General features: G+C 73.4%; 21 protein-coding genes. 8 read left to right on the top strand and 13 right to left on the bottom strand.

The window, feature by feature from the left end:
• Positions 1-57 precede the first annotated feature (57 nt).
• Genes L6241_RS10665 through L6241_RS10655 form a run of 3 tightly spaced genes read right to left on the bottom strand, consistent with a single transcriptional unit; the run spans position 58 to position 1,822 of the window.
• Positions 58-1,047 (bottom strand): o-succinylbenzoate synthase, encoded by a 990-nt coding sequence (locus L6241_RS10665; RefSeq protein WP_368246176.1) that lies wholly within the window; start codon positions 1,045-1,047, stop codon positions 58-60.
• The gene (locus L6241_RS10660; protein ID WP_252974593.1) at positions 1,044-1,451 is read right to left on the bottom strand and encodes a VOC family protein; all 408 of its coding nucleotides are present in this window, start codon (positions 1,449-1,451) and stop codon (positions 1,044-1,046) included. Before L6241_RS10660 ends, L6241_RS10665 begins: the two co-directional genes overlap by 4 nt.
• A gap of 29 nt (positions 1,452-1,480) precedes the next feature.
• A complete protein-coding gene (locus L6241_RS10655; RefSeq protein ID WP_068276815.1) occupies positions 1,481-1,822 on the bottom strand; it encodes a DUF2200 domain-containing protein in 342 nt (113 codons plus the stop codon).
• Between the two features lie 33 nt (positions 1,823-1,855).
• Between L6241_RS10655 and L6241_RS10650 the strand changes: the two genes are divergently transcribed.
• Positions 1,856-3,271 (top strand): MFS transporter, encoded by a 1,416-nt coding sequence (locus L6241_RS10650; protein WP_368246174.1) that lies wholly within the window; start codon positions 1,856-1,858, stop codon positions 3,269-3,271.
• Here L6241_RS10650 and L6241_RS10645 read toward each other — a convergent pair.
• Entirely contained in the window at positions 3,214-4,179 is a 966-nt protein-coding gene (locus tag L6241_RS10645; protein ID WP_368246173.1) for a hypothetical protein, read from the bottom strand. The genes L6241_RS10650 and L6241_RS10645 overlap by 58 nt on opposite strands.
• Before the next feature lie 143 nt (positions 4,180-4,322).
• Between L6241_RS10645 and L6241_RS10640 the strand changes: the two genes are divergently transcribed.
• The 3 genes from L6241_RS10640 (at position 4,323) to L6241_RS10630 (ending at position 7,617) form a co-directional block, all read left to right on the top strand.
• The gene (locus L6241_RS10640; RefSeq protein ID WP_368246172.1) at positions 4,323-5,270 is read left to right on the top strand and encodes a 1,4-dihydroxy-2-naphthoyl-CoA synthase; all 948 of its coding nucleotides are present in this window, start codon (positions 4,323-4,325) and stop codon (positions 5,268-5,270) included.
• A gap of 285 nt (positions 5,271-5,555) precedes the next feature.
• Positions 5,556-6,137 (top strand): TMEM165/GDT1 family protein, encoded by a 582-nt coding sequence (locus L6241_RS10635; protein WP_368246171.1) that lies wholly within the window; start codon positions 5,556-5,558, stop codon positions 6,135-6,137.
• 67 nt (positions 6,138-6,204) lie between these two features.
• Positions 6,205-7,617: a GntP family permease gene (locus L6241_RS10630; RefSeq protein ID WP_068276804.1), complete on the top strand. Its 1,413-nt coding sequence runs from the start codon at positions 6,205-6,207 to the stop codon at positions 7,615-7,617.
• A 64-nt stretch (positions 7,618-7,681) separates the two neighbouring features.
• Here L6241_RS10630 and L6241_RS10625 read toward each other — a convergent pair whose 3' ends face one another.
• Positions 7,682-8,014 (bottom strand): DoxX family protein, encoded by a 333-nt coding sequence (locus tag L6241_RS10625; RefSeq protein ID WP_368246170.1) that lies wholly within the window; start codon positions 8,012-8,014, stop codon positions 7,682-7,684.
• Between the two features lie 82 nt (positions 8,015-8,096).
• Here L6241_RS10625 and menE point away from each other — a divergent pair, with 82 nt between their 5' ends.
• Genes menE through L6241_RS10610 form a run of 3 tightly spaced genes read left to right on the top strand, consistent with a single transcriptional unit; the run spans position 8,097 to position 11,467 of the window.
• Positions 8,097-9,281 carry an o-succinylbenzoate--CoA ligase gene (menE, locus tag L6241_RS10620; protein ID WP_368246169.1) on the top strand — a complete coding sequence of 395 codons (1,185 nt, stop codon included), beginning with the start codon at positions 8,097-8,099 and terminating at the stop codon, positions 9,279-9,281.
• A 38-nt stretch (positions 9,282-9,319) separates the two neighbouring features.
• Positions 9,320-10,189 (top strand): 1,4-dihydroxy-2-naphthoate polyprenyltransferase, encoded by an 870-nt coding sequence (locus tag L6241_RS10615; protein ID WP_123092314.1) that lies wholly within the window; start codon positions 9,320-9,322, stop codon positions 10,187-10,189.
• Positions 10,190-10,207: 18 nt separating this feature from the next.
• A complete protein-coding gene (locus L6241_RS10610) occupies positions 10,208-11,467 on the top strand; it encodes a sorbosone dehydrogenase family protein (protein WP_368246168.1) in 1,260 nt (419 codons plus the stop codon).
• A 54-nt stretch (positions 11,468-11,521) separates the two neighbouring features.
• Here L6241_RS10610 and L6241_RS10605 read toward each other — a convergent pair whose 3' ends face one another.
• From L6241_RS10605 to L6241_RS10575, 7 genes are all read right to left on the bottom strand, one after another.
• A complete protein-coding gene (locus L6241_RS10605; protein ID WP_368246166.1) occupies positions 11,522-12,232 on the bottom strand; it encodes a DUF6226 family protein in 711 nt (236 codons plus the stop codon).
• A gap of 307 nt (positions 12,233-12,539) precedes the next feature.
• Positions 12,540-12,839, bottom strand: coding sequence for a DUF4229 domain-containing protein (locus tag L6241_RS10600; RefSeq protein WP_191563896.1), 300 nt, complete (start codon positions 12,837-12,839; stop codon positions 12,540-12,542).
• A complete protein-coding gene (gene ccsB / locus L6241_RS10595) occupies positions 12,839-13,879 on the bottom strand; it encodes a c-type cytochrome biogenesis protein CcsB (RefSeq protein ID WP_368246165.1) in 1,041 nt (346 codons plus the stop codon). Before ccsB ends, L6241_RS10600 begins: the two co-directional genes overlap by 1 nt.
• Positions 13,876-15,516, bottom strand: a complete 1,641-nt coding sequence (locus L6241_RS10590; protein WP_368246164.1) for a cytochrome c biogenesis protein ResB — start codon at positions 15,514-15,516, stop codon at positions 13,876-13,878. The genes ccsB and L6241_RS10590 overlap by 4 nt, the downstream gene beginning before the upstream one ends.
• The gene (locus L6241_RS10585; protein ID WP_368246162.1) at positions 15,513-16,253 is read right to left on the bottom strand and encodes a cytochrome c biogenesis CcdA family protein; all 741 of its coding nucleotides are present in this window, start codon (positions 16,251-16,253) and stop codon (positions 15,513-15,515) included. Before L6241_RS10585 ends, L6241_RS10590 begins: the two co-directional genes overlap by 4 nt.
• A gap of 7 nt (positions 16,254-16,260) precedes the next feature.
• Positions 16,261-16,872 (bottom strand): TlpA disulfide reductase family protein, encoded by a 612-nt coding sequence (locus L6241_RS10580; protein WP_251718337.1) that lies wholly within the window; start codon positions 16,870-16,872, stop codon positions 16,261-16,263.
• A complete protein-coding gene (locus tag L6241_RS10575) occupies positions 16,869-17,678 on the bottom strand; it encodes a histidine phosphatase family protein (protein ID WP_368246161.1) in 810 nt (269 codons plus the stop codon). The genes L6241_RS10580 and L6241_RS10575 overlap by 4 nt, the downstream gene beginning before the upstream one ends.
• Before the next feature lie 198 nt (positions 17,679-17,876).
• Between L6241_RS10575 and L6241_RS10570 the strand changes: the two genes are divergently transcribed.
• On the top strand, positions 17,877-18,320 hold the full coding sequence (locus L6241_RS10570; RefSeq protein WP_368246160.1) for a VOC family protein: 444 nt from the start codon (positions 17,877-17,879) through the stop codon (positions 18,318-18,320).
• A 60-nt stretch (positions 18,321-18,380) separates the two neighbouring features.
• Here the strand turns inward: L6241_RS10570 and rsmI are convergent, their stop codons facing one another.
• On the bottom strand, positions 18,381-19,205 hold the full coding sequence (gene rsmI / locus L6241_RS10565) for a 16S rRNA (cytidine(1402)-2'-O)-methyltransferase (RefSeq protein WP_368246159.1): 825 nt from the start codon (positions 19,203-19,205) through the stop codon (positions 18,381-18,383).
• Positions 19,206-19,253: the final 48 nt, after the last annotated feature.

Below are 19,253 nucleotides of genomic sequence, written 5' to 3'. Positions count from 1 at the left end.
CGAACGGGCCGGTTGTGGAGGCGGGCCCGGTCCGCAGCCGGGGTGTGGACGGGCTCCTCAGAGGTGGGCGTGCGCGGCGCGCAGCCGCTCGCGCCACCACTGCACCCGCTCTGCGGGCGCCTCGTGCTCGTCGAGCAGGGCCTCGTCGACCTCGACAGGGCGCACCGGCACGTCGCCGGCGACGGGGACGAGGGGGTCTCTCGTGATGTCACCTGCGAGCAGGCCGACGGTGCCGAGCCCGCAGGCGTGGGGCAGATCGGGCAGCGCTGCCGCGAGGGCGACGCCCGCGCTGATCCCGACGCTCGTGTCGAGGGCGGAGGAGACCACCGCGGGCAGGCCGCACGCGTCGACGACCTCGAGCGCGCGGGCGACGCCGCCCAGGGGTGCGACCTTGACGACGACGACGTCGGCGGCCTCCTCGCGCGCGACCCGCAGGGGGTCCTCGGCCTTGCGGATGGACTCGTCGGCGGCGACCCGGACGTCGACCCCGGCGCGGGCGAGCCCGAGACGGACGGCCCTCAGGCCCTCGACGTCGGCGCACGGCTGCTCGACGTACTCGAGACCGAAGGGGGCGAGCGCGGCGACGGCGTCGAGCGCCTGGTCCACCGACCACCCGCCGTTGGCGTCGACCCGCACGGCGGCGACCGGGCCCATCGCGTCGCGGACCGCGGCGACCCGCTCGACGTCGTCGGCGAGGGTCTGCCCGCGCTCGGCGACCTTGATCTTCGCGGTCGTGCACCCGTCGAAGCGGGCGAGCACCTCGGGCACCCGCTCGGGCCCGACGGCGGGCACGGTCGCGTTGCACGGCACCTCGTCACGGACCGGCGGGGGCCAGCCCCGCCAGCCCGCCTCGACCGCGGCGGCCAGCCAGCGTGACGTCTCCTGGGGGCCGTACTCGACGAAGGGGGAGAGCTCGGCCCACCCCTTCGGCCCCCGCAGCAGCGCGGCCTCGCGCTCGTCGACGCCCCGGAAGCGCACGCGCATCGGGATCGAGACGACGCGCATCCCCTCGAGGAGCTCGTCGACCCCGGGGGTCTGCGGGCTCACCGGTCGCGGCGGGAGAGGACGCAGAACTCGTTGCCCTCGGGGTCGGCGAGGACGGTCCACGTGACGTCACCGGTCTGGCCGACGTCGACCTGGGTCGCGCCCCGCTCGACGAGTGCCGCGATCTCGGCGTCCCGGTCCTGGCTGAGGTGCGGTGCGAGGTCGATGTGCAGGCGGTTCTTCACCGTCTTCGCCTCCGGCACCGGCACGAAGACGAGGGAGGGACGCTGGGCCAGCCAGGCGTCGAGGTCCTCGACCGGGTGCTCCTCGTCCTCGGGGTCCGCGGCGATCGCGACCTCGTGCTCGTCCTCGTAGACGACGTGCCAGTCGAGGGTCTGGGCCCACCAGCGCGAGAGCGAGGCGATGTCGGTGGCGTCGACGACGAGGGTGTACCAGGCGAGGGTCATGCCAGCACGCTAGCGGCGGCCGGGGCGCCTCAGCTCCGCAGGACCTTCTCCATCGGGCGTCCCTTGGCGAGCTCGTCGACGAGCTTGTCGAGGTAGCGGACCTGGCGCATCAGCGGGTCCTCGACCTCCTGCACCTTGACCCCGCAGACGGAGCCGGTGATGAGGGCTACGCCCGGGTTGAGCTCGGCCTGGGCGAAGAAGTCCTCGAAGGTCGTGCCGCCCTCGAGGTGCGCGCGCAGCTGGGCGTCGTCGAAGCCGGTCAGCCAGCGGATGACCTCGTCGACCTCGGCCTGGGTCCGGCCCTTGCGCTCGGCCTTCGTCACGTAGTGCGGGTAGACCGACGCCACGCTCGTCGTGTAGATCCGGTGCACACCCCCAGGGTAGGACGGCGCACACTGTCTGTCGTGCCCGTCTCTCCCGCTCCTGCCGAGGGGATCTTCGGCACCACGTACCGCACGAGCAGCATCGGCGCCTTCGCGCTCATCGCCATCGCCGCCTTCGAGGCCCTCGCCGTCACCACGGTGATGCCGACGCTCGCCCGCGAGCTCGACGGCCTCTCGCTGTACGCCCTCGCCTTCTCGGCGCCCCTGGCGTCCGGCGTCATCGGCATGGTGGCCGCCGGGCAGTGGAGCGACCGTCACGGACCGCGCCGGGCGCTCGAGGTCGCGATCCTCACCTTCTCGCTCGGTCTGCTCGTGTGCGGGCTGGCGCCGGCGATGGAGCTCTTCGTCGTCGGTCGGCTGCTGCAGGGGCTGGGCAGCGGGGCGCTCATCGCCGCGCTGTACGTCGTCGTCGGCGAGGTCTACCCCGCCGACCTGCAGCCCTCGCTCTTCGCGAGCTTCGCCGCCGCATGGGTGCTGCCCGCGCTCTTCGGCCCGGCTCTGGCCGCGGTCGTCGCCGACCTCGCGGGGTGGCGCTGGGTCTTCTTGTCCGTCATCGTCCTCGTCGCGCTCGCGGCGGTCTTCGTCGTGCCCGCGCTGCGCATGCTGCGACCCCGCTCGGCCGCCGAGGTCGAGGCCGCTGCCGCCGCGCCGGCCCGGCGCGGTCTGCTGCTCTGGGCGACGGTCGCCGCCGTCGCCGCGCTGGCGCTCGAGCTGCTCGGCTCGCTGCCGGGGCTGCGCGCGGCGCTGGCGGCGGTGCCTCTCGTCGTCCTCGTCCTCGCCCTGCGCCCGCTCCTGCCGGGCGGCTCCCTCACCGGACGCCGTGGGCTGCCGTCGGTCATCGCCGTCCGCGGGCTGCTGTCGGCCTCCTTCTTCTGCGCCGAGTCCTACATCGTCTTCGTCCTGCAGGAGCAGTGGCAGGTCACGGCCGTGCGCGCGGGCCTCGCGCTCACGGTCGTCGGGGTCGTGTGGGCGACGGCCAGCCAGGTGCAGGCCCGGCTGCGGGCGCGGCTCGACGACACGACGGTCATGTCGATCGGCTCGGCAGTGCTCCTCGCTGGCGTCCTCGTCCTGCTCCTCGCCGTCGTCCTCGACGTGCACCCCGTGCTCGCGGCCGCGGGCTACGCGCTCGGCGGGGCGGGCATGGGCTTCGCCTACCCCCGCACCGGTGTCGCCACGCTCGCGGCGTCCTCCGACGCCGACCGCGGCTTCAACTCCTCCGCGCTGACGATCTCGGACTCGCTCGGCGGGGCCGTCGCGCTGTCGATCAGCGGCGCGATCTTCGCCGCGGCGGAGCGCGGCGACAGCGACCCCTTCTCGGCGGTCTTCGCCCTCGCGGTCCTCCTCGCCGTGGGAGCGGCCGTGGTCGCCCGCCGGACCGGCTACCGCGCGCCGGTCGCGCCCGACCCCGCGGCGAGCCGCACCGCCCGGTCGCGGTAGACGACGAGATCGCTGCGGAAGCAGGACAGCAGCAGCGCGGGGTCGCCGAGGACGTACACGTCCGGCACCTCCGTCGGTCGTCGGCCGTGCGGCCACCCCGACCCGCCGACGAGCGTCGCCAGCCGGCGTGACCGGTCGGAGGGGTAGCCGGAGACGCCGACACCGCGCAGGATGCTGCGCATCGGGTGGCCGAGGGTCGGCGCGCCGAGCGCGCTCGCCTTCGCCGCGCAGTGCACGACCGCGGCGGCGACCTGCTCGGGCAGCGCGCCGTGCCACGCCTCGAAGGCTCCCGCTCCTGCCGCCCGCACGAGCAGCCGGCGGCAGGCCGTGAGCAGCTCCGGCCCGACGAGCTGGTGGCCGAAGGCGCCCTGCACGTGCTCGTCGACGAGACGTGCCCGCTCGCGCGCCCAGCCGGGCACGGCGCCGAGGTCGAGGTCCTCGACGGGCAGCGGCTCGTCGTCGAGAGCGGCGAGCGCGGCCTCGCCGCCGACGACCCGGGCGAGCCAGTCGAGCATCGCCTGCTCGGGCTCCTCCCGGACCACGACTGTGCGCGGCGGCTCGCGACGCAGCACCCCGCGGGCCTGCAGCTCGTGCGCCGCGCACTCGTAGCCGCTGCCCCCTACCGGCCCCTTGCGCACGTCGATCAGGTGGCCGTCGAGCAGGACGACCTCGGTGATCATGCCGCGGTCGTCGCCGAAGCCTCCCCCGCCGCCGTACTGCTCGGCGAGCGGGTAGCCGACGATCCCGGAGAGGCAGTCGTCGCACAGGCACCGGTCACCGCCCCCGCCCTCTCCTCCGACCCCACCCGGCGGCCCGCCCCACCCGTCACCCAGCCAGCCGTCGCTCGCCCGCACCTCGCCCCCGTCGCCCTCGTCGCCGCCCACGGCCCGCAACCACCGCTGTCCCATCTCTCCTCCTCGCTCCCCCGGGGTCCGTCCCCGCCGACCCAGGACACCGCGGACGAGGAGGGGGCGGCACCCCCTTCGCCCGGGGTGTGGACGCGGGCCGAGGTGACGCCGGGGGTGTGGACGACGCACGTAGGCTCACCCCCGTGAGTGCACTGGACGGCGTGAGTCAGACCTTCGACCCGCAGGCGTGGCAGGAGGTCGAGGGCTTCGAGGACCTCACCGACGTCACCTACCACCGGGCCCGCGACCTCGGGTGCGTGCGCATCGCCTTCGACCGGCCCGAGGTGCTCAACGCATTCCGCCCGCACACCGTCGACGAGCTCTACCGCACCCTCGACCACGCGCGCCGCTCCGCCGACGTCGGCGTCGTCCTGCTCACCGGCAACGGCCCCACCCCGCGTGAGGGCAGCAGCGAGACGACGCAGGGCTGGTCCTTCTGCACCGGGGGCGACCAGCGCATCCGCGGGCGGTCGGGGTACCAGTACGCCGACGGCGAGAGCGCCGAGAGCGTCGACGAGCGTCGGGTCAAGGCCGAAGGGGGACGCCTGCACATCCTCGAGGTGCAGCGCCTCATCCGCACGATGCCCAAGGTCGTCATCGCGCTCGTCAACGGGTGGGCCGCCGGCGGCGGGCACTCGCTGCACGTCGTGTGCGACATGACCCTGGCCAGCCGCGAGCACGCGCGCTTCAAGCAGACCGACGCCGACGTCGGTTCCTTCGACGGCGGCTACGGCAGCGCCTACCTCGCGCGCCAGATCGGTCAGAAGCGGGCCCGCGAGGTCTTCTTCCTCGGCGAGGCGTACACCGCGCAGGAGATGCACGAGATGGGCGCGGTCAACCGCGTCTACGACCACGCCGACCTCGAGCGCGAGGCGCTGGGCGTCGCCCGGACGATCATGGGCAAGAGCCCGCAGGCGATCCGGATGCTCAAGTTCGCCTTCAACCTGCCCGACGACGGGCTCATGGGCCAGCAGGTCTTCGCCGGCGAGACGACGCGGCTGGCGTACATGACCGACGAGGCCGTCGAGGGCCGCGACCAGTTCCTGGAGAAGCGCGAGCCCGACTGGTCGCCCTTCCCCTGGTACTTCTGAGCCGAAGGACCACCGAGCGAGACGGTCGGTCGGGGCTGTCCGTCGTCCCGTCTACACTGGTGGCCATCGAGAGGGAGTAGTCCTCAACGGTCGTGTCGACACACTGCCGCCCAGCCTCACCGCTGAGCGACCGGCACGGCAGGCCACAGGTCACCGTGGCGGACGAGACTTTCGACCAGCACGAGTCGTGCGCCCGCCCCGGGTGCGCGCCGCCACCGTGCCTGGTCGAGCCGTCCTCCCCCGAGCCGGTCGTCCGGGCACCTGAGCCAGACAGGTCCTTCCCTCGTGTACGCCTTCCTCCTCTCCACCGCGGTGATCTTCGTCGCCGAGCTCGGTGACAAGTCCCAGCTCATGGCGATGACCTTCGCCACCCGCTACCGCGCCCGGGACGTCATCCTCGCCATCACCGCCGCGACGGCGATCGTCCACCTCGCCTCTGTCGCCATCGGCTTCTGGGTCGGCACCGCCTTCGCCGACTACCAGGACTGGATCGCGATCATCGCCGGCATCGCCTTCGTGATCTTCGGCCTGTGGACCCTGCGCGGCGACGAGCTCACCGACGAGGAGGCCGCCAAGGCCCGCAAGGCCAAGGGCGCAGCGATCCTCGCCGTCGGCATGGCATTCTTCCTCGCCGAGCTCGGCGACAAGACGATGCTCGCGACGATCACCCTGGCCACCCAGCACGGCTGGTTCGGCACGTGGATCGGCTCGACCCTCGGCATGGTCGCGGCGGACGCCCTGGCGATCGGCGTCGGCGCGGTCCTCGGCCGCAGGCTGCCCGAGCGCACCATCAAGATCGGCGCGGCCGTCCTCTTCTTCCTCTTCGGCGCGATCCTCATCGCCGAGGGCCTGGGCTGGATCGGGTGAGCCAGGCCCGCCCCGTCCCCGCGGGTGCCGCCGCGTGATCGCGGTCACGCCCTTCTAGGCTGCACGGATGGACGTCCTGCACGCAGCCATCGCCATCGCGCTGGCGATCCTCCTCATCATCCGCTTCAAGGTCGACCCGGTGATCTCGCTGGTGCTGTCCTCGCTCTACCTCGGCCTCGCGGCCGGGGTCGGGCTCGAGGGGACGGTCGCCGGCATCACCGGGGGCTTCGGCGAGATCATGGCCGAGGTCGGACTGCTCATCGGCTTCGGCGTCCTCATCGGGTCGTTGCTCTCGGCGACCGGCACCTTCCGCACCCTCGTCGAGATCATCGCGCGCCGGGTCGGCGGCAAGCTGCCGTACGCCATGGCGGGCGTGCTGTCGACGATCTTCCCGAGCATCTACGTCGACGTGCAGGTCGTCCTCGCCTCGCCGATGGCGCGCCAGGCCGCCCCCGTCGTCGACCGGACGAAGGGCCTGCCCTGGCTCGCCGGGTCGATCGGCATCGGCATCTTCGCCGGGTACGTCTTCGTCGTCCCCGGCCTCGCCGCGGTCGCCGTCGCCGGCCTGCTCAAGCTGCCGCTGGGCCGCTACCTCGTCTTCGGCCTGCCGCTGGGCATCCTCACGGCGCTCGTCACGGCCTGGCTCTTCCGCCAGCTGCTGACGCGCACCCGGTACTGGGACCCCTACACCGACATCGACGAGGACGAGCTCGAGCACCCGGACCACCCGCGGCACGAGGAGTTCCTCGCCAGCCGCACCGTCGACGACCGCCAGGCCGCGAGCGCCGAGGGTGACGAGCACGCCATCCCCGCCCGCGCGGCCGGCCTGCCCCTCGGGGTCCGGCTCCTGCCGATCCTCGTCCCCCTCGTCCTCATCGCCTTCGGCGCCTTCGCGGACCTGCTCGAGTTCTCCAACGGCGTCATCGCCTTCCTCGGCGACGCGAACATCGCCCTCTTCATCGGGCTCGTCATCGCCTTCGTCCTCGCCCGCTGGGCCCTGGGCACCGACGAGACCGGCGAGGCGCTGTCCTCCGGCTTCCGCACCACCGGCGAGATCCTGCTCATCACCGGCATCGGCGGCTCGCTCGGCGCGATCATCACCGAGACCGGCCTGGGCGACACGCTCAAGGAGCTCTTCTCCGCCGACTCCGGCGCCCCGGCCCTCGTGAGCATCCTCCTCGCGTGGTTCGTCGCCGCGGTGCTGCACTTCGCCATCGGCTCGGTGTCGGTCGGCGCGATCACGGCGGCCGGCATCATCGGCCCGGTCGTCGCGAGCACCGGGGTCGACCCGGTCGTCATCGCGCTGGCGATCGCCTCGGGCGCGATGTTCGCGCTGCACGTCAACAGCAACTTCTTCTGGATGTTCAAGTCGCTGCTCGGCCTGTCGACGAAGGGGGCGCTGAAGACCCTGACGATGGCGACCTCCCTCGGCGCGGTCGTCTCGCTGCCGGTCGTCCTCGTCCTCGGCCTCGTCCTGTAAGGACCGCCCCGGACGCACCGACGCCCCCTGCTCCGCATCGGAGCAGGGGGCGTCGTCGTGCCGGTCAGGCCGAGACCATCTCCCGGGCCCGCTCCGGGGAGCGACGACGGGCGAAGGGGGGCGTCGAGCGACCACGCGCCCGGTCCGGTGAGGACGAGGGTGAGCGCCATGGCGGCGAGCACGAGGACGAGCTCGTACCCTCCGTCGGCGGCGTAGAAGCCAGCGGCACACCCATCTGGTCGAACATGCCGCCGACGCCCTCGAGGCCGGGGCCGGTGAGCTTCTGCCAGCCGTGGGCGAACATCGTCACGCCGAGGACGGCACGCAGCACGAGCAGCGCGGGGTCGAGCAGGACGCGGTTCGTGGAGAGGCTCCGTCGTGTCAGTTGTAAGGACAACCGAGGCCGTCGCACCCCCACCTGAGCATCCCCTGGACGGTCCACCTGCTAAGCCCGGGCTGCCGTCGGCCAGGATGGACCGGTGCCCACCGTGATCACCGACCTGCCGATCCCGCCCGGGGACGGAGCCCTCGAGGCGCTGCCCGCGCTCGAGCGTGCCCTCGCCGGCGGGGCCGCCGTGCGGCCGCACGCCCCCGACGCGCCCCCGGCACCGCTCCCCGCGCACGACGGCCTCCTGCCCGACGACCTCGCCGTCGTCGTGAGCACGTCGGGCTCCACCGGCACCCCGAAGCCCGCGATGCTCGGGACCCAGGCCCTCGCCGCGAGCGCCGCCGCCACCCACGACCGGCTCGGCGGGCCCGGCCAGTGGCTCCTCGCCCTCCCCCCGCACCACGTCGCCGGTCTGCAGGTCCTCCTGCGCTCCGTCCACGCCGGCACGCGGCCCGTCCTCACGGACCCGGCGCTCACCCCCTTCGCCCTCGTCCAGGCCGTCGCCGCGATGAGCGGCGAGCGCCGCTACGCCTCGCTCGTCCCCGCCCAGCTGACAGCCATGGCCACCGACCCGGTCGGCATCGAGGGGCTGCGCCGGCTCGACGCCGTGCTCGTCGGCGGGGCCGCCGCCGACCCCCAGGTCGTCGCCCGGGCCCGCGAGGACGGGGTGCGCGTCGTGCTCACCTACGGGATGAGCGAGACGTGCGGCGGCTGCGTCTACGACGGGCGTGCCCTGAGCGGGGTGGCCGTCGACGTCGGCCCGAGCGGCACGCTCCTGCTCGGCGGGCCGGTCGTCGCCCACGGCTACCTCGGGATGCCCGAGCTCACCGCCGAGCAGTTCGTCCAGCGCGACGGCATGCGGTGGTTCGTCACGAGCGACCTCGGCTCGGTCGACGAGCGCGGCGTCGTCAGCGTGCTCGGCCGGGCCGACGACCTCATCAACTCCGGCGGCCTCAAGGTCGCCCCGCGCGTCGTCGAGGAGGGCGTCCTCGCGCACGTCCCGGCGATCACCGCCGCCCTCGCGGTCGGCGTGCCGCACGAGCGGTGGGGCGAAGGGGTGGCCCTCCTCGTCGTCACCTCGCCCGGAGGCCCGCCGGTCGGCGAGGTGCCGCACGAGGGGGTCGGGCAGATCCGCGAGATGCTGCGCCCCCACCTGCCCGCGCACGCGCTGCCCCACCGGGTGCGGGTCGTCGCCGAGCTGCCCACCCGCGGACCGGGCAAGCCCGACCGCGCCGCGGCGAGGGACCTGCTCGGCGGGGCCCCGGGGCCTTCGTAGGATGGGGCGGCACACTCCCCTTCGCTGAATCGAGCTCGATGGCCTCCCTCGCACAGTGGGTCGCTGGCGCCCGCCCGCGCACCCTGCCCGCCGCCACCGCCCCCGTGATCGTCGGCACGGCGGCCGCTGCCGCCATCGGCGAGAGCGACCTCGCGCTGGCCGTCCTCGCGCTCGTCGTCGCGCTCAGCCTGCAGATCGGCGTCAACTACGCCAACGACTACAGCGACGGGATCCGCGGCACGGACGAGGAGCGGGTCGGGCCGGTGCGGCTCGTCGGGCAGCGTCTGGCGGACCCGGAGAACGTCAAGCTCATGGCCTTCGCCTTCTTCGGCTGCGGGGCGCTGGCCGGGCTCGCGCTCGTCGCGCTCGCCCAGACGTGGGTCCTCATCCCGCTCGGCGCGCTCGCGATCCTCGCCGCGTGGCGGTACACCGGGGGCGACAACCCGTACGGTTACCGCGGGCTCGGCGAGATCTACGTCTTCGTCTTCTTCGGGCTCATGGCCACGCTCGGCACGCAGTACACGCAGGCCCACGAGATCACCGTCGTCGGGGTGCTCGGCGCCGTCGCGGCGGGCTCGCTGTCGAGCGCGATCCTCGTCGCGAACAACCTGCGCGACATCCCCACCGACATCGAGTCGGGCAAGCGCACGCTCGCCGTGCGCCTCGGCGACGACGGCACCCGCGTGCTCTACCTCGCCCTCGTCGGCGTCGCGGCGGTCTGCACGCTCGCGATGGCGATCTGGCACGTCTTCGCCCCGGTCGCGCTGCTCGGCTTCCTCGTCCTGCTGCCCGGCATCCGGGCGATCACCGGCGGTGCGACGGGCCGCGCGCTCGTGCCCGCCATCGGCACGACCGGGCTCGCGCTGCTCGCATGGTCGGTGCTGCTCGCCTACCCGCTGGCGCGCTGAGGACGGCAGGCTAGGGGCATGTCCCCTCGCCCCGCCGCCCTGGCCGCCGCCGCCCTGCTCGCCTCCGCCGGCCTCGCGGGCTGCTCCTCGGACACGCCGTCGCGGGGCGGGTCGGGCTCGACGACCGTCCCGACGGCCTCGTCGGGCTCCGGCGGGTCGGGGTCTGGGTCCGGGTCCGAAGGGGGCGGCGGAGGTCTGCAGGTCGACGTCGTCGCCGAGGGCCTGGCCAACCCGTGGGACATCGCCTTCCTGCCCGACGGGGGCGCGGTCGTCACCCAGCGCTCCGGCGAGCTGAGCTATCTGCCGAGCCTCGAGCCGGGCACCGAGCCGGTCGCGATCTCCGCGCCGCTCGACGACGTCTACGCGCAGGGCGAAGGGGGCCTCATGGGTCTGGCCCTGCTGCCCGAGCCCGCGCAGGGCTGGGACCAGCCGAAGCTCGTCGCCTGCCTCGCGCACGCCGAAGACGGCGAGCCGGTCGACGTCCGTCTCGTCGAGCTCACCGTCGACGTCGAGAACTCGCGCGCGACCCGCGACCGCGACCTGCTCACCGGGCTCCCGGTGGCCGACGGCGGGCGCCACTCCGGCTGCCGCCCGACGGTGGGCGAGGACGGCCTGCTCTACGTCGGGACGGGCGACACCGCCGACCCCGCGGCCCCCCAGGACCGCACGAACCTCGGCGGCAAGGTCCTGCGGCTCGACCCGGCGACGGGCGAGCCGGCGCAGGGCAACCCCTTCGCCGACGCCGCCGACGAGGCCGAGCGCTACGTCTACTCCTACGGGCACCGCAACGTGCAGGGCGTCGCGCAGCGGCCCGGTACCGAGGAGATCTGGACGGCGGAGCACGGGCCGTCCTTCGACGACGAGGTCAACCGCATCGAGGCGGGGGCGAACTTCGGGTGGGACCCGGCGCAGGGCGGCTCCGTCGACAGCTACGACGAGTCCGTGCCGATGACCGACACCGAGCGCTACCCCGACGCCGTCGCCGCCGCGTGGAGCTCGGGCGAGACGACCGAGGCGATCTGCGGCGCCGCCTTCCTCGAGGGCGAGCAGTGGGGCGAGCGCGAGGGCCTGCTCGCGATCACCGCGCTGCGGGGCGCGAAGCTGCTCCTGCTGAGCATCGGCGACGACGGCTCGGTCGACGAGGTCGAGATCCCGCAGGACCTCGTCGACGACTTCGGGAGACTTCGAGCCGCGCGCACCGCCCCCGACGGCGCGCTGTACGTGACGACGAGCAACGGCGAGGACGACAAGGTCCTGCGCATCACCCCGGAGTCCTGAGGGCTCGCTGGTCGAGGTGCGACGGGCGCTCGCTGGTCGAGGTGCGACGGGCGCTCAGCGCCCGAGCCTCGAGATCACGGCCTCGTCACCGTCCAGCCAGCCTCGGCTCACCACAGCTGTGGCGCCCTCGGGCAGCTCGACCTCGTCCCCTTCGCGCAACTGCCCGAGGAGGTCGTCCAGCCCAGGCGGCTCATCCGCTCCTGACTCGGACCCGTAGCTCATGCCCGTCGGATGCCACTCGGCGTTCCACCCGCGGCCGGTGACCGAGACGTACGGCCCCTGGAGGACACGGGCGAACGCCGCGTCGACCTCGTCGAGGACGGCCTGCGAACCGTCGTCGCAGGCATCGCACCCGCACGCCGGGACCGAGCCGACCACGGAGGTGGCCCTGCCCACGGCGACCCGCACCCCGGGCATCGGGGGGAGGCCCGGGTCGGACGGCGTCGCGTGCTCGATGACCAGCAGCGGGAGCGTGCCCGCACGCGTCGAGACGAGTCGGGCACCCCGTACGTGGCGCCCCTCCTCGTCGCAGCCATCCAGCTCGCGACTCGTCAACGCCCCGCTCGTCACGCCGTCGAGACCAGCGATGACCTCGACCCACAGCCAGGCGCGGTGGACCACGACGCGATATCTCGTGGGGTCGCTTACCCGCGAGTACTCCTCCTCCGCCGGTGAGGCGAGATCAGGATGCGGGTCGGGCCAGCTCGGCAGGTCGAGACGGGCGTACCGCTCGTCGACCACCGCGCGCAGGTCCGTGATGTCCATCGCCCCATGACACCAGAGAGCGGGTCGCAGGGCACCTGCGGCTCTCATGCCCGGCTTGATCGACACGGGCCGGGAAACCCGGGCAGGACCGGGACGTGTCTCGGTCGCCGGCGGGCTTCGCGGTGAAGGACGGGCTTCCCGGTCATGGACGGGTTTCGCGGCCCGGACGACCCCACGAGCCACAAGTGGGCTCGGCGAAGGGGAGACCGGCGGCGCGGGAGTCAGCAGCACCTGGACGCGTCAGCAGCAGCCCGTACTGCGGCAGGCGTGACGAGCTGCTGCATGCAGCAGCTCGTCCGAAGGGGGGTCAGCGGAAGGTGTCGCTGTCCGCGTCCTCGGCGTCCTCGTCGCTCACCGCGGGGCGGCGACGGGAGCGGGTGGGGCGGGGCTCCCCTTCGCCCGTCTCCTTCGCGGCCCGACGGGCCTCGATGGAGCGCACCGCGTCCTCGCGGAAGGGGCGCAGGACGAAGAAGCTCACGACCATCGACAGGAGCGCGGCGCCGACGACGAGCCAGGGCTGCTCGGAGCGGTCGCGCAGCCCGGCCAGCCACAGGGCGGCCAGGCAGGCGAGGAAGACAAGTGCGCGCAGGAGGGTGTAGCGGACCATCAGCTCGTGCCCGCGTAGCTGTGCTGACCGATGAAGTAGAAGTTGACGATCGTGTAGTTGATGACGATGCAGGCGAAGCCGGCGAGCGCGATCCACGCGGCGGTGCGGCGGTTCGACCCCTTCGTCACCCGGGCGTGCAGGTAGGCGGCGTAGACGATCCAGATGACGAAGGTCCACACCTCCTTGGGGTCCCAGTTCCAGTACGAGCTCCACGCCTGGCGGGCCCAGATCGCGCCCGCGATGAGGGTGAAGGTCCACATCGGGAAGGCGACGACGTGCATGCCGTAGGACAGGCGCTCGAGACGCGCGGCAGCGGGCAGCTTGGTCCAGAAGGAGCCGGGGCCGGCCTTGTCGCGCACGAGGTAGAGCGCGGCGAGCACGGCGCCGACGATCGACAGGCCGGTCGCGAGCGTGGCGATGGAGACGTGGATGACGAGCCAGTAGGAGTCGAGGCTCGGGACGAGCTCGGCGGCCTCGGTGTACCAGATCGTGCCGGCGAGCCACAGCAGGAGCGTCACCGGCGCGAGGACGAAGAGCCCCAGCCAGTGCATGCCACGACGCAGCGGGCCGATGCAGTAGACGAGCATCGCGAAGAAGGCCCCGGCGACGGAGAACTCGAAGAGGTTGCCCAGCGGCGCCCGGTCGACGGACATGCCGCGCAGCACGAGCGAGACGAGGAGCAGCCCGGTGCCGAGGTAGGACAGGGTGCCGCCGATGCCGGCGCCCTTGCGGGCCCGCTCGGGGTCGCCCACGGGGCCCGCAGCGGCCCCGTCGTCCGTGGTCCCGTCGCCCGCACCCACGGGCCCGGTCGCCGGGCTCGTCGCGACCGACCCGCCGGAGACCGCGGCGACGCGCTCGGCGCGCGCACGCGCCCGCTCGGCGGCGGCCTGCTCGTCGGCGTCCAGCGTCTCGTGCTCACGCTCGGAGGCGGGGACCGCCCCGGCGAGGTAGACGGCGTACGCGATCATCGCCAGGGACAGCACCCCGACGGCCGAGTACAGCGCGTAGTTGGCGTAGGTGGCCAGCACTTCGTTCGTCATGACGTCCTCGATTCTCCCACCGACGCCGGGGTGCGGTCACCCTCGTCGTCGAAGCTGCTGCCGAGCTGGTCGGCCAGGTCGGAGACGACCCGGGCCAGCCGGTCGTCGTCCCCCTTCGTCATCGCGCCGAGATGGAGCACGCTGCGCCCGTCACCGGCGGGCACGACCCGCGCGAAGACGCGGCGGCGCCGCAGCGTGAGCGAGGTGATGAGACCGAGCAGCGCGACGACCGAGCTGCCGAGCACGAGCCCCTTGCCGGGGTCGTGCCGCACGGCGAAGCCCGCGAAGCGGTCGACCCGGTCGAAGGTGATCGAGCCGCGGTCGCCGGGCAGCTGGGCGGTCTCGCCGGGCTGCAGCCACAGCCGCGCGATGTCCTCGCTGTCGTCGTCGGGCGCGACGGGCGTCATCGCCTCGGTGTCGATGCTGAAGACCGACTGCGCACCGCCCTGCGGGAAGAGCTCGCCCTCGTAGAGGCTCATCGCGAGCGCCGGGTTGCGCAGGTCGGGGAAGATCGAGATCGGGCCGTTCGTGTCGTCGACGACCGCGGTCGGCAGGAAGAGCCCGACGAAGCCGAGCTGCTCGGGCTGGGCCGCGCCGACCTTGATCGCACCGGTGGAGCGGTAGCTGCCGTCCTGCGCGAGGAAGGGCGTCGCACCCTGGTAGAGGACCTTGCCGTCGTCGTCCTTGACGGTGACGACGGGCGCGTAGCCGTTGCCGAGGAGGAAGACGGTCGACTCGTCGAGCTCGAGCGGGTGGTTGACCTGGACGGTGTCCTTCTTCGTCGCCCCGCCGAGCCGGTCGGCGTAGGTGACCTCGGCCGAGAAGGCGCGCGGCATGCCGATCTGGCTCTGGTGGTCCTCCTCGAAGCGCGCCGACATCTGGTCGACGGTGAGCTCGAAGGGGGTGAGCGAGGACTCGTCGACGAGCGGGCCGGGGGCCCAGGTGTCGTAGCGGGTCACCGTGCTCACGAAGGACTCGCCCTCGGGCACGACGATGTCGGCGCGCCAGCCGTAGAGGTGGCCGATCGCCAGCCCGACGATGAGGGTCAGCAGGGAGCCGTGGAAGGCGAGGTTGCCGATCTCCTTGACGTACCCGGACTCGGCCGAGATCGTCTGGTCGTCGTGCCGGGCCACGCGGTAGCGACGGCGGCGAAGGGCGCTCGCGGCCGCGTCGAGCGCGGCGGGCACGTCCTCGTCGCGCACGACGAGCGCGTCGTGGGCGTCGAGCCGCTCGAGCCGCCGCGGGGTGCGCGGCGGGCGGCCGCGCAGCTGCCGGGCGAGGGTGAGCGTGCGCGGCACGATGCAGCCGACGAGCGAGGTGAAGAGGAGCAGGTAGATCGCCGAGAACCACGGCGAGGAGTACACGTCGAAGGCGTAGAAGCGGTCGAGGACCGGCCCGGCCTCGGGGTGGCGCTGGATCCACGCCGCGGTCTGCGACGGGTCGAGCGAGCGCTGCGGGAACATCGAGCCGGGCACGGCGCCGATGGCGAGCAAGAGGAGCAGGAAGAGCGCGGTCTTCATGCTCGTCAGCTGCCGCCAGGCCCACCGGGCCCAGCCGACCGGACCCAGGCGGGGCTGGGTGACGGGCTGCCCGGGCGTCTTCTTCGCGCCGCGGGTCGTGGGGTCGGTCGTCGTCACAGGATCACCTCGAAGCCGCTGATCCACCGGGACTGGAGCCACACGGTGATCGTCGTCCACCAGCCGGTGACGAGCAGGACACCGACGGCGAGCAGCAGCAGCCCGCCGACGACCTGGATGGCGCGCAGCCGCGGTCGCAGCCACGCGGAGACCGAGCCCCAGCGCTCGTAGGCGCCGGCGACGAGGACGAAGGGGAGCCCGAGCCCGACGCAGTAGGCGATCGCGAGCACGACGGCCCGGCTGGTGCCGGCGTCGCCGGTCAGCGAGAGGGTGAGCACGGCGGCCAGGGTCGGACCGACGCAGGGCGCCCACCCGAGACCGAAGACCGCGCCGAGGAGCGGGGCGCCGGCCAGGCCCGTGGCCGGCTTGATCGGCAGGCGCACGGTGCGCTGGCTGCCCGCGCCGAGGAAGACGAGCGCCATGGCGATGACGACCACCCCGCCGATGCGGGTGAGCAGCTCGCGGTTCTCGACGAGCGCGCGACCCGCGGTCGCGACGAACATCGCGGTGAGCACGAAGACGACGGTGAAGCCGGCGACGAAGAGGACCGCGCCGAGCATCATCCGGCGGGACGAGCGCCGCTCGAGCGAGACGTCTGACAGGCCCGTGACGTAGCCGAGGTAGCCCGGTACGAGCGGGAGCACGCACGGGCTGGCGAAGGAGACGAGCCCGGCGAGCGCCGCGACGAGCGCGGCGAGCGGGAGCGCGCCGCTCTCGACGGCGCCGGACGGGTTCATGCCGGGGTCACCCCTTCGCGCCCTCGGCGAGGACGTCGTCGACGAGACCGGTGAGGGTCGACTCGGTCGTCGCGCCGTTCACCACCGCGGCGACGCGGCCCTCGCGGTCGAGGACTGCGGTCGAGGGCTGGGTCGACAGCACTCCCTGCATGTCGATGGAGGAGCGGCCGCTCTTGTCGAAGACCGACGGCCAGGTGAAGCCCCAGACCTCGGCCTGGGCCCGGCCCGTCTCGACGGAGGGCTCGCGGTAGTCGATGCCGACCATCTGCACCGGCTTCTTCGCCTTCTTGTAGCGCTCGGCGACGGCGACGAGGTGCGGTGCCTCGCGCTCGCACGGCCCGCACCAGCTCGCCCAGAGGTTGACGACGACGACCTTGCCGCGGTGGTCGGCCATGGCGAAGGGCTTGCCGTCGAGGGTGTCGCCCTCGAGCTCGACGGGCTCCTTGCGGTCACCCTCGGCGCGCACGACGATCGACCCGTCGCCGGCGATATAGCCCGCATCGGGGTTGGCCTTGGCCTGCTCGGCGACCGAGTCGGCGTCGGAGCAGGCGCCCAGGCCCACGGCGAGGGCGCCGGCGGCCAGGGCCGCGGTGAGGCGGCGGGTCGTGCGGGACATCATGCTCCTGGCAGCTTCTCGGCGTGGACGTAGAGGTGGGCGGCGGGCTCAGCGTAGGTGACCGACTCGAGGTCGTCGCCGCGGTAGGTCAAGGTGGTGAGCGAGGCGAGGTTGCACTCGCGGCGGCGCGGGTCGTGCCACAGCCGCTCGCCTCGCATCGCGCTGCGGATGGTCCAGATCGGCAGCTGGTGGCTCACGACGAGCACCTCGCGACCGCGGGCGTGGTCGCGGGCGTCCTCGATCGCCTCGGTCATCCGCTTGGCGATCGCCTTGTAGGACTCGCCCCACGTCGGCTTCGTCGGGTCGCGCATCCACCACCAGCGGCGCGGGTCGAGGAGCAGCCGCTTGCGGAAGCGCCGGCCCTCGAACTTGTTGCCCGCCTCGATGACCCGGGGGTCGACGACGGCGGTGAGGCCGTGGCGCTCCAGCGTCGGGGCCGCGGTCTCCGCAGTGCGCACGAGCGGGGAGTGCACGACGAGTGCGAGGTCGGCGCCGGCGAGGTGCTCGCCGACGACGCGCGCCATCTCGTGCCCGAGGTCGGAGAGGTGGAAGTCGGGCAGCCGCCCGTAGAGGATCTTGCGCGGGTTGTGGACCTCGCCGTGGCGCAGGAGGTGCACGACGGTGCGCTCGGTGCCCCCGGTGCCGGCTCGGTGCCCGGCGGCGGCGCCCGCCGCCGCCTCGGCGGCGGCCCCCTCGGCCTGCTGCTCGCTCTCGCGCAGGACGGGGACGTCGGTCCCGGACTCCGGGGTCGCCTCCGGGTCGTCGAAGGGGACGCCCCCGGCCGGCCGGGGGTCCTGCGGCGTGGTCATGACCTGGATTGTTGCAGGCGCACCTGGGTGCTCGGTGAGGCCCCGGGTCCGACGTCTCACCCGCCCCAGGTTTCTCGGGTCACCCGATAAACCCCGCCTCTGCAGGAGTAAGAGACTCGGGCGAACCCGACGAAAGTCTTGCTGAGCACCGATCCTTCGACCCCTTCGGGGCACGCCTGGCTCAGTAGCGTGGGTCACATGCCTATCGCACTGGAGAACGTCGGGATCGCCGTCCGGGACCTCGAGGCGGCGATCGCCTTCTTCACCGACCTCGGTCTGAGCCTGCTCGGGCGCGACGAGGTGAGCGGCGAGTGGGCCGACACCGCGGTCGGCCTCGACGGCAACCACGCCCGCATCGCGATGCTGCAGACCCCCGACGGCCAGGGGCGGCTCGAGCTCTTCGAGCACATCCATCCCGAGCCGGTCGAGACCGAGCCGACGCAGCCGCACGAGATCGGCATGCACCGTGTCGCCTTCACCGTCGACGACATCGACGAGTCCCTGGAGGTCGCGGCCCGGCACGGGTGCCACCCGCTGCGCGGCGTCGCGACCTACGAGGACGCCTTCCGGCTCACCTACCTCCGCGGCCCGAGCGGCATCATCGTCATGCTCGCCCAGGACCTGCGCGAAGGGAACTCCTGAGGGCTCTGCCCTCCATATCCGGGGGCAACCGCCCAGGGAGTCCCGTCACTGCTGAGCAGCTCAGGCGCCGAGGGTCGAGTCGTAGAGAGCCTTCTTGCTCAGACCGGTCTCGGAGGCCACCTGGGCGGCCGCCTCCTTGCGGCGCACCCCCTGGGCGACGAGCTCGGCGACCCGGGCTGCGCCGTCCTCGATCGTCGCCGCCACCGCTGCGGGGTCGACGCCCTGGACGACGACGGTGATCTCGCCGCGGGCGCCCTCGACAGCCCACTGCGCGAGGTCGGCGAGGCCACCCCGTCGCACCTCCTCGTAGGTCTTCGTCAGCTCACGGCAGACGGCGGCCGGGCGGTCCGCCCCGAGCACCTCAGCCATCGTCGTCAGGGTCGCGGCGAGCCGGTGGGGCGCCTCGAAGAAGACCATCGTGCGGCGTTCGGTCTGCAGCTCGGAGAGCATGCGGCGCCGCTCGCCCTCCTTGCGCGGGAGGAAGCCCTCGAAGCAGAAGCGGTCGACCGGCAGCCCCGACACGGCGAGCGCCATGAGGACCGCGCTCGGCCCGGGGACGCAGGTGACCGGCAGGTCGGCGGCGGCGCACGCCGCGACGACCCGGTACCCGGGGTCGGAGACGGAGGGCATGCCCGCGTCGGTGACGAGGACGACGCGCTCCCCCTTCGCCACCGCGTCGAGCAGGTCCTGGGTCCGCGACGCCTCGTTGTGCTCGTGATAGCTGACGACCCGGCCGCGCGGGGTGACGTCGAGGGCCGCGCACAGCCGACGCAGCCGGCGGGTGTCCTCCGCGGCGACGACGTCCGCGCCCGCGAGCTCCTCAGCGAGGCGGGGCGCGGCGTCGCGCGGGTCGCCGATCGGGGTCGCAGCGAGGATCAGGGGCATGCGGTCATGGTGTCAGGCCGGGGGTTTCGAGGCTCGCACGCTCGCACC

It is taken from the genome of Janibacter sp. Y6 (assembly GCF_040900765.1).
Classification (GTDB): domain Bacteria; phylum Actinomycetota; class Actinomycetes; order Actinomycetales; family Dermatophilaceae; genus Marihabitans; species Marihabitans melonis.
Note: the sequence above shows the minus strand (reverse complement) of the source record. Positions and strands in the feature narration are given on the sequence as shown.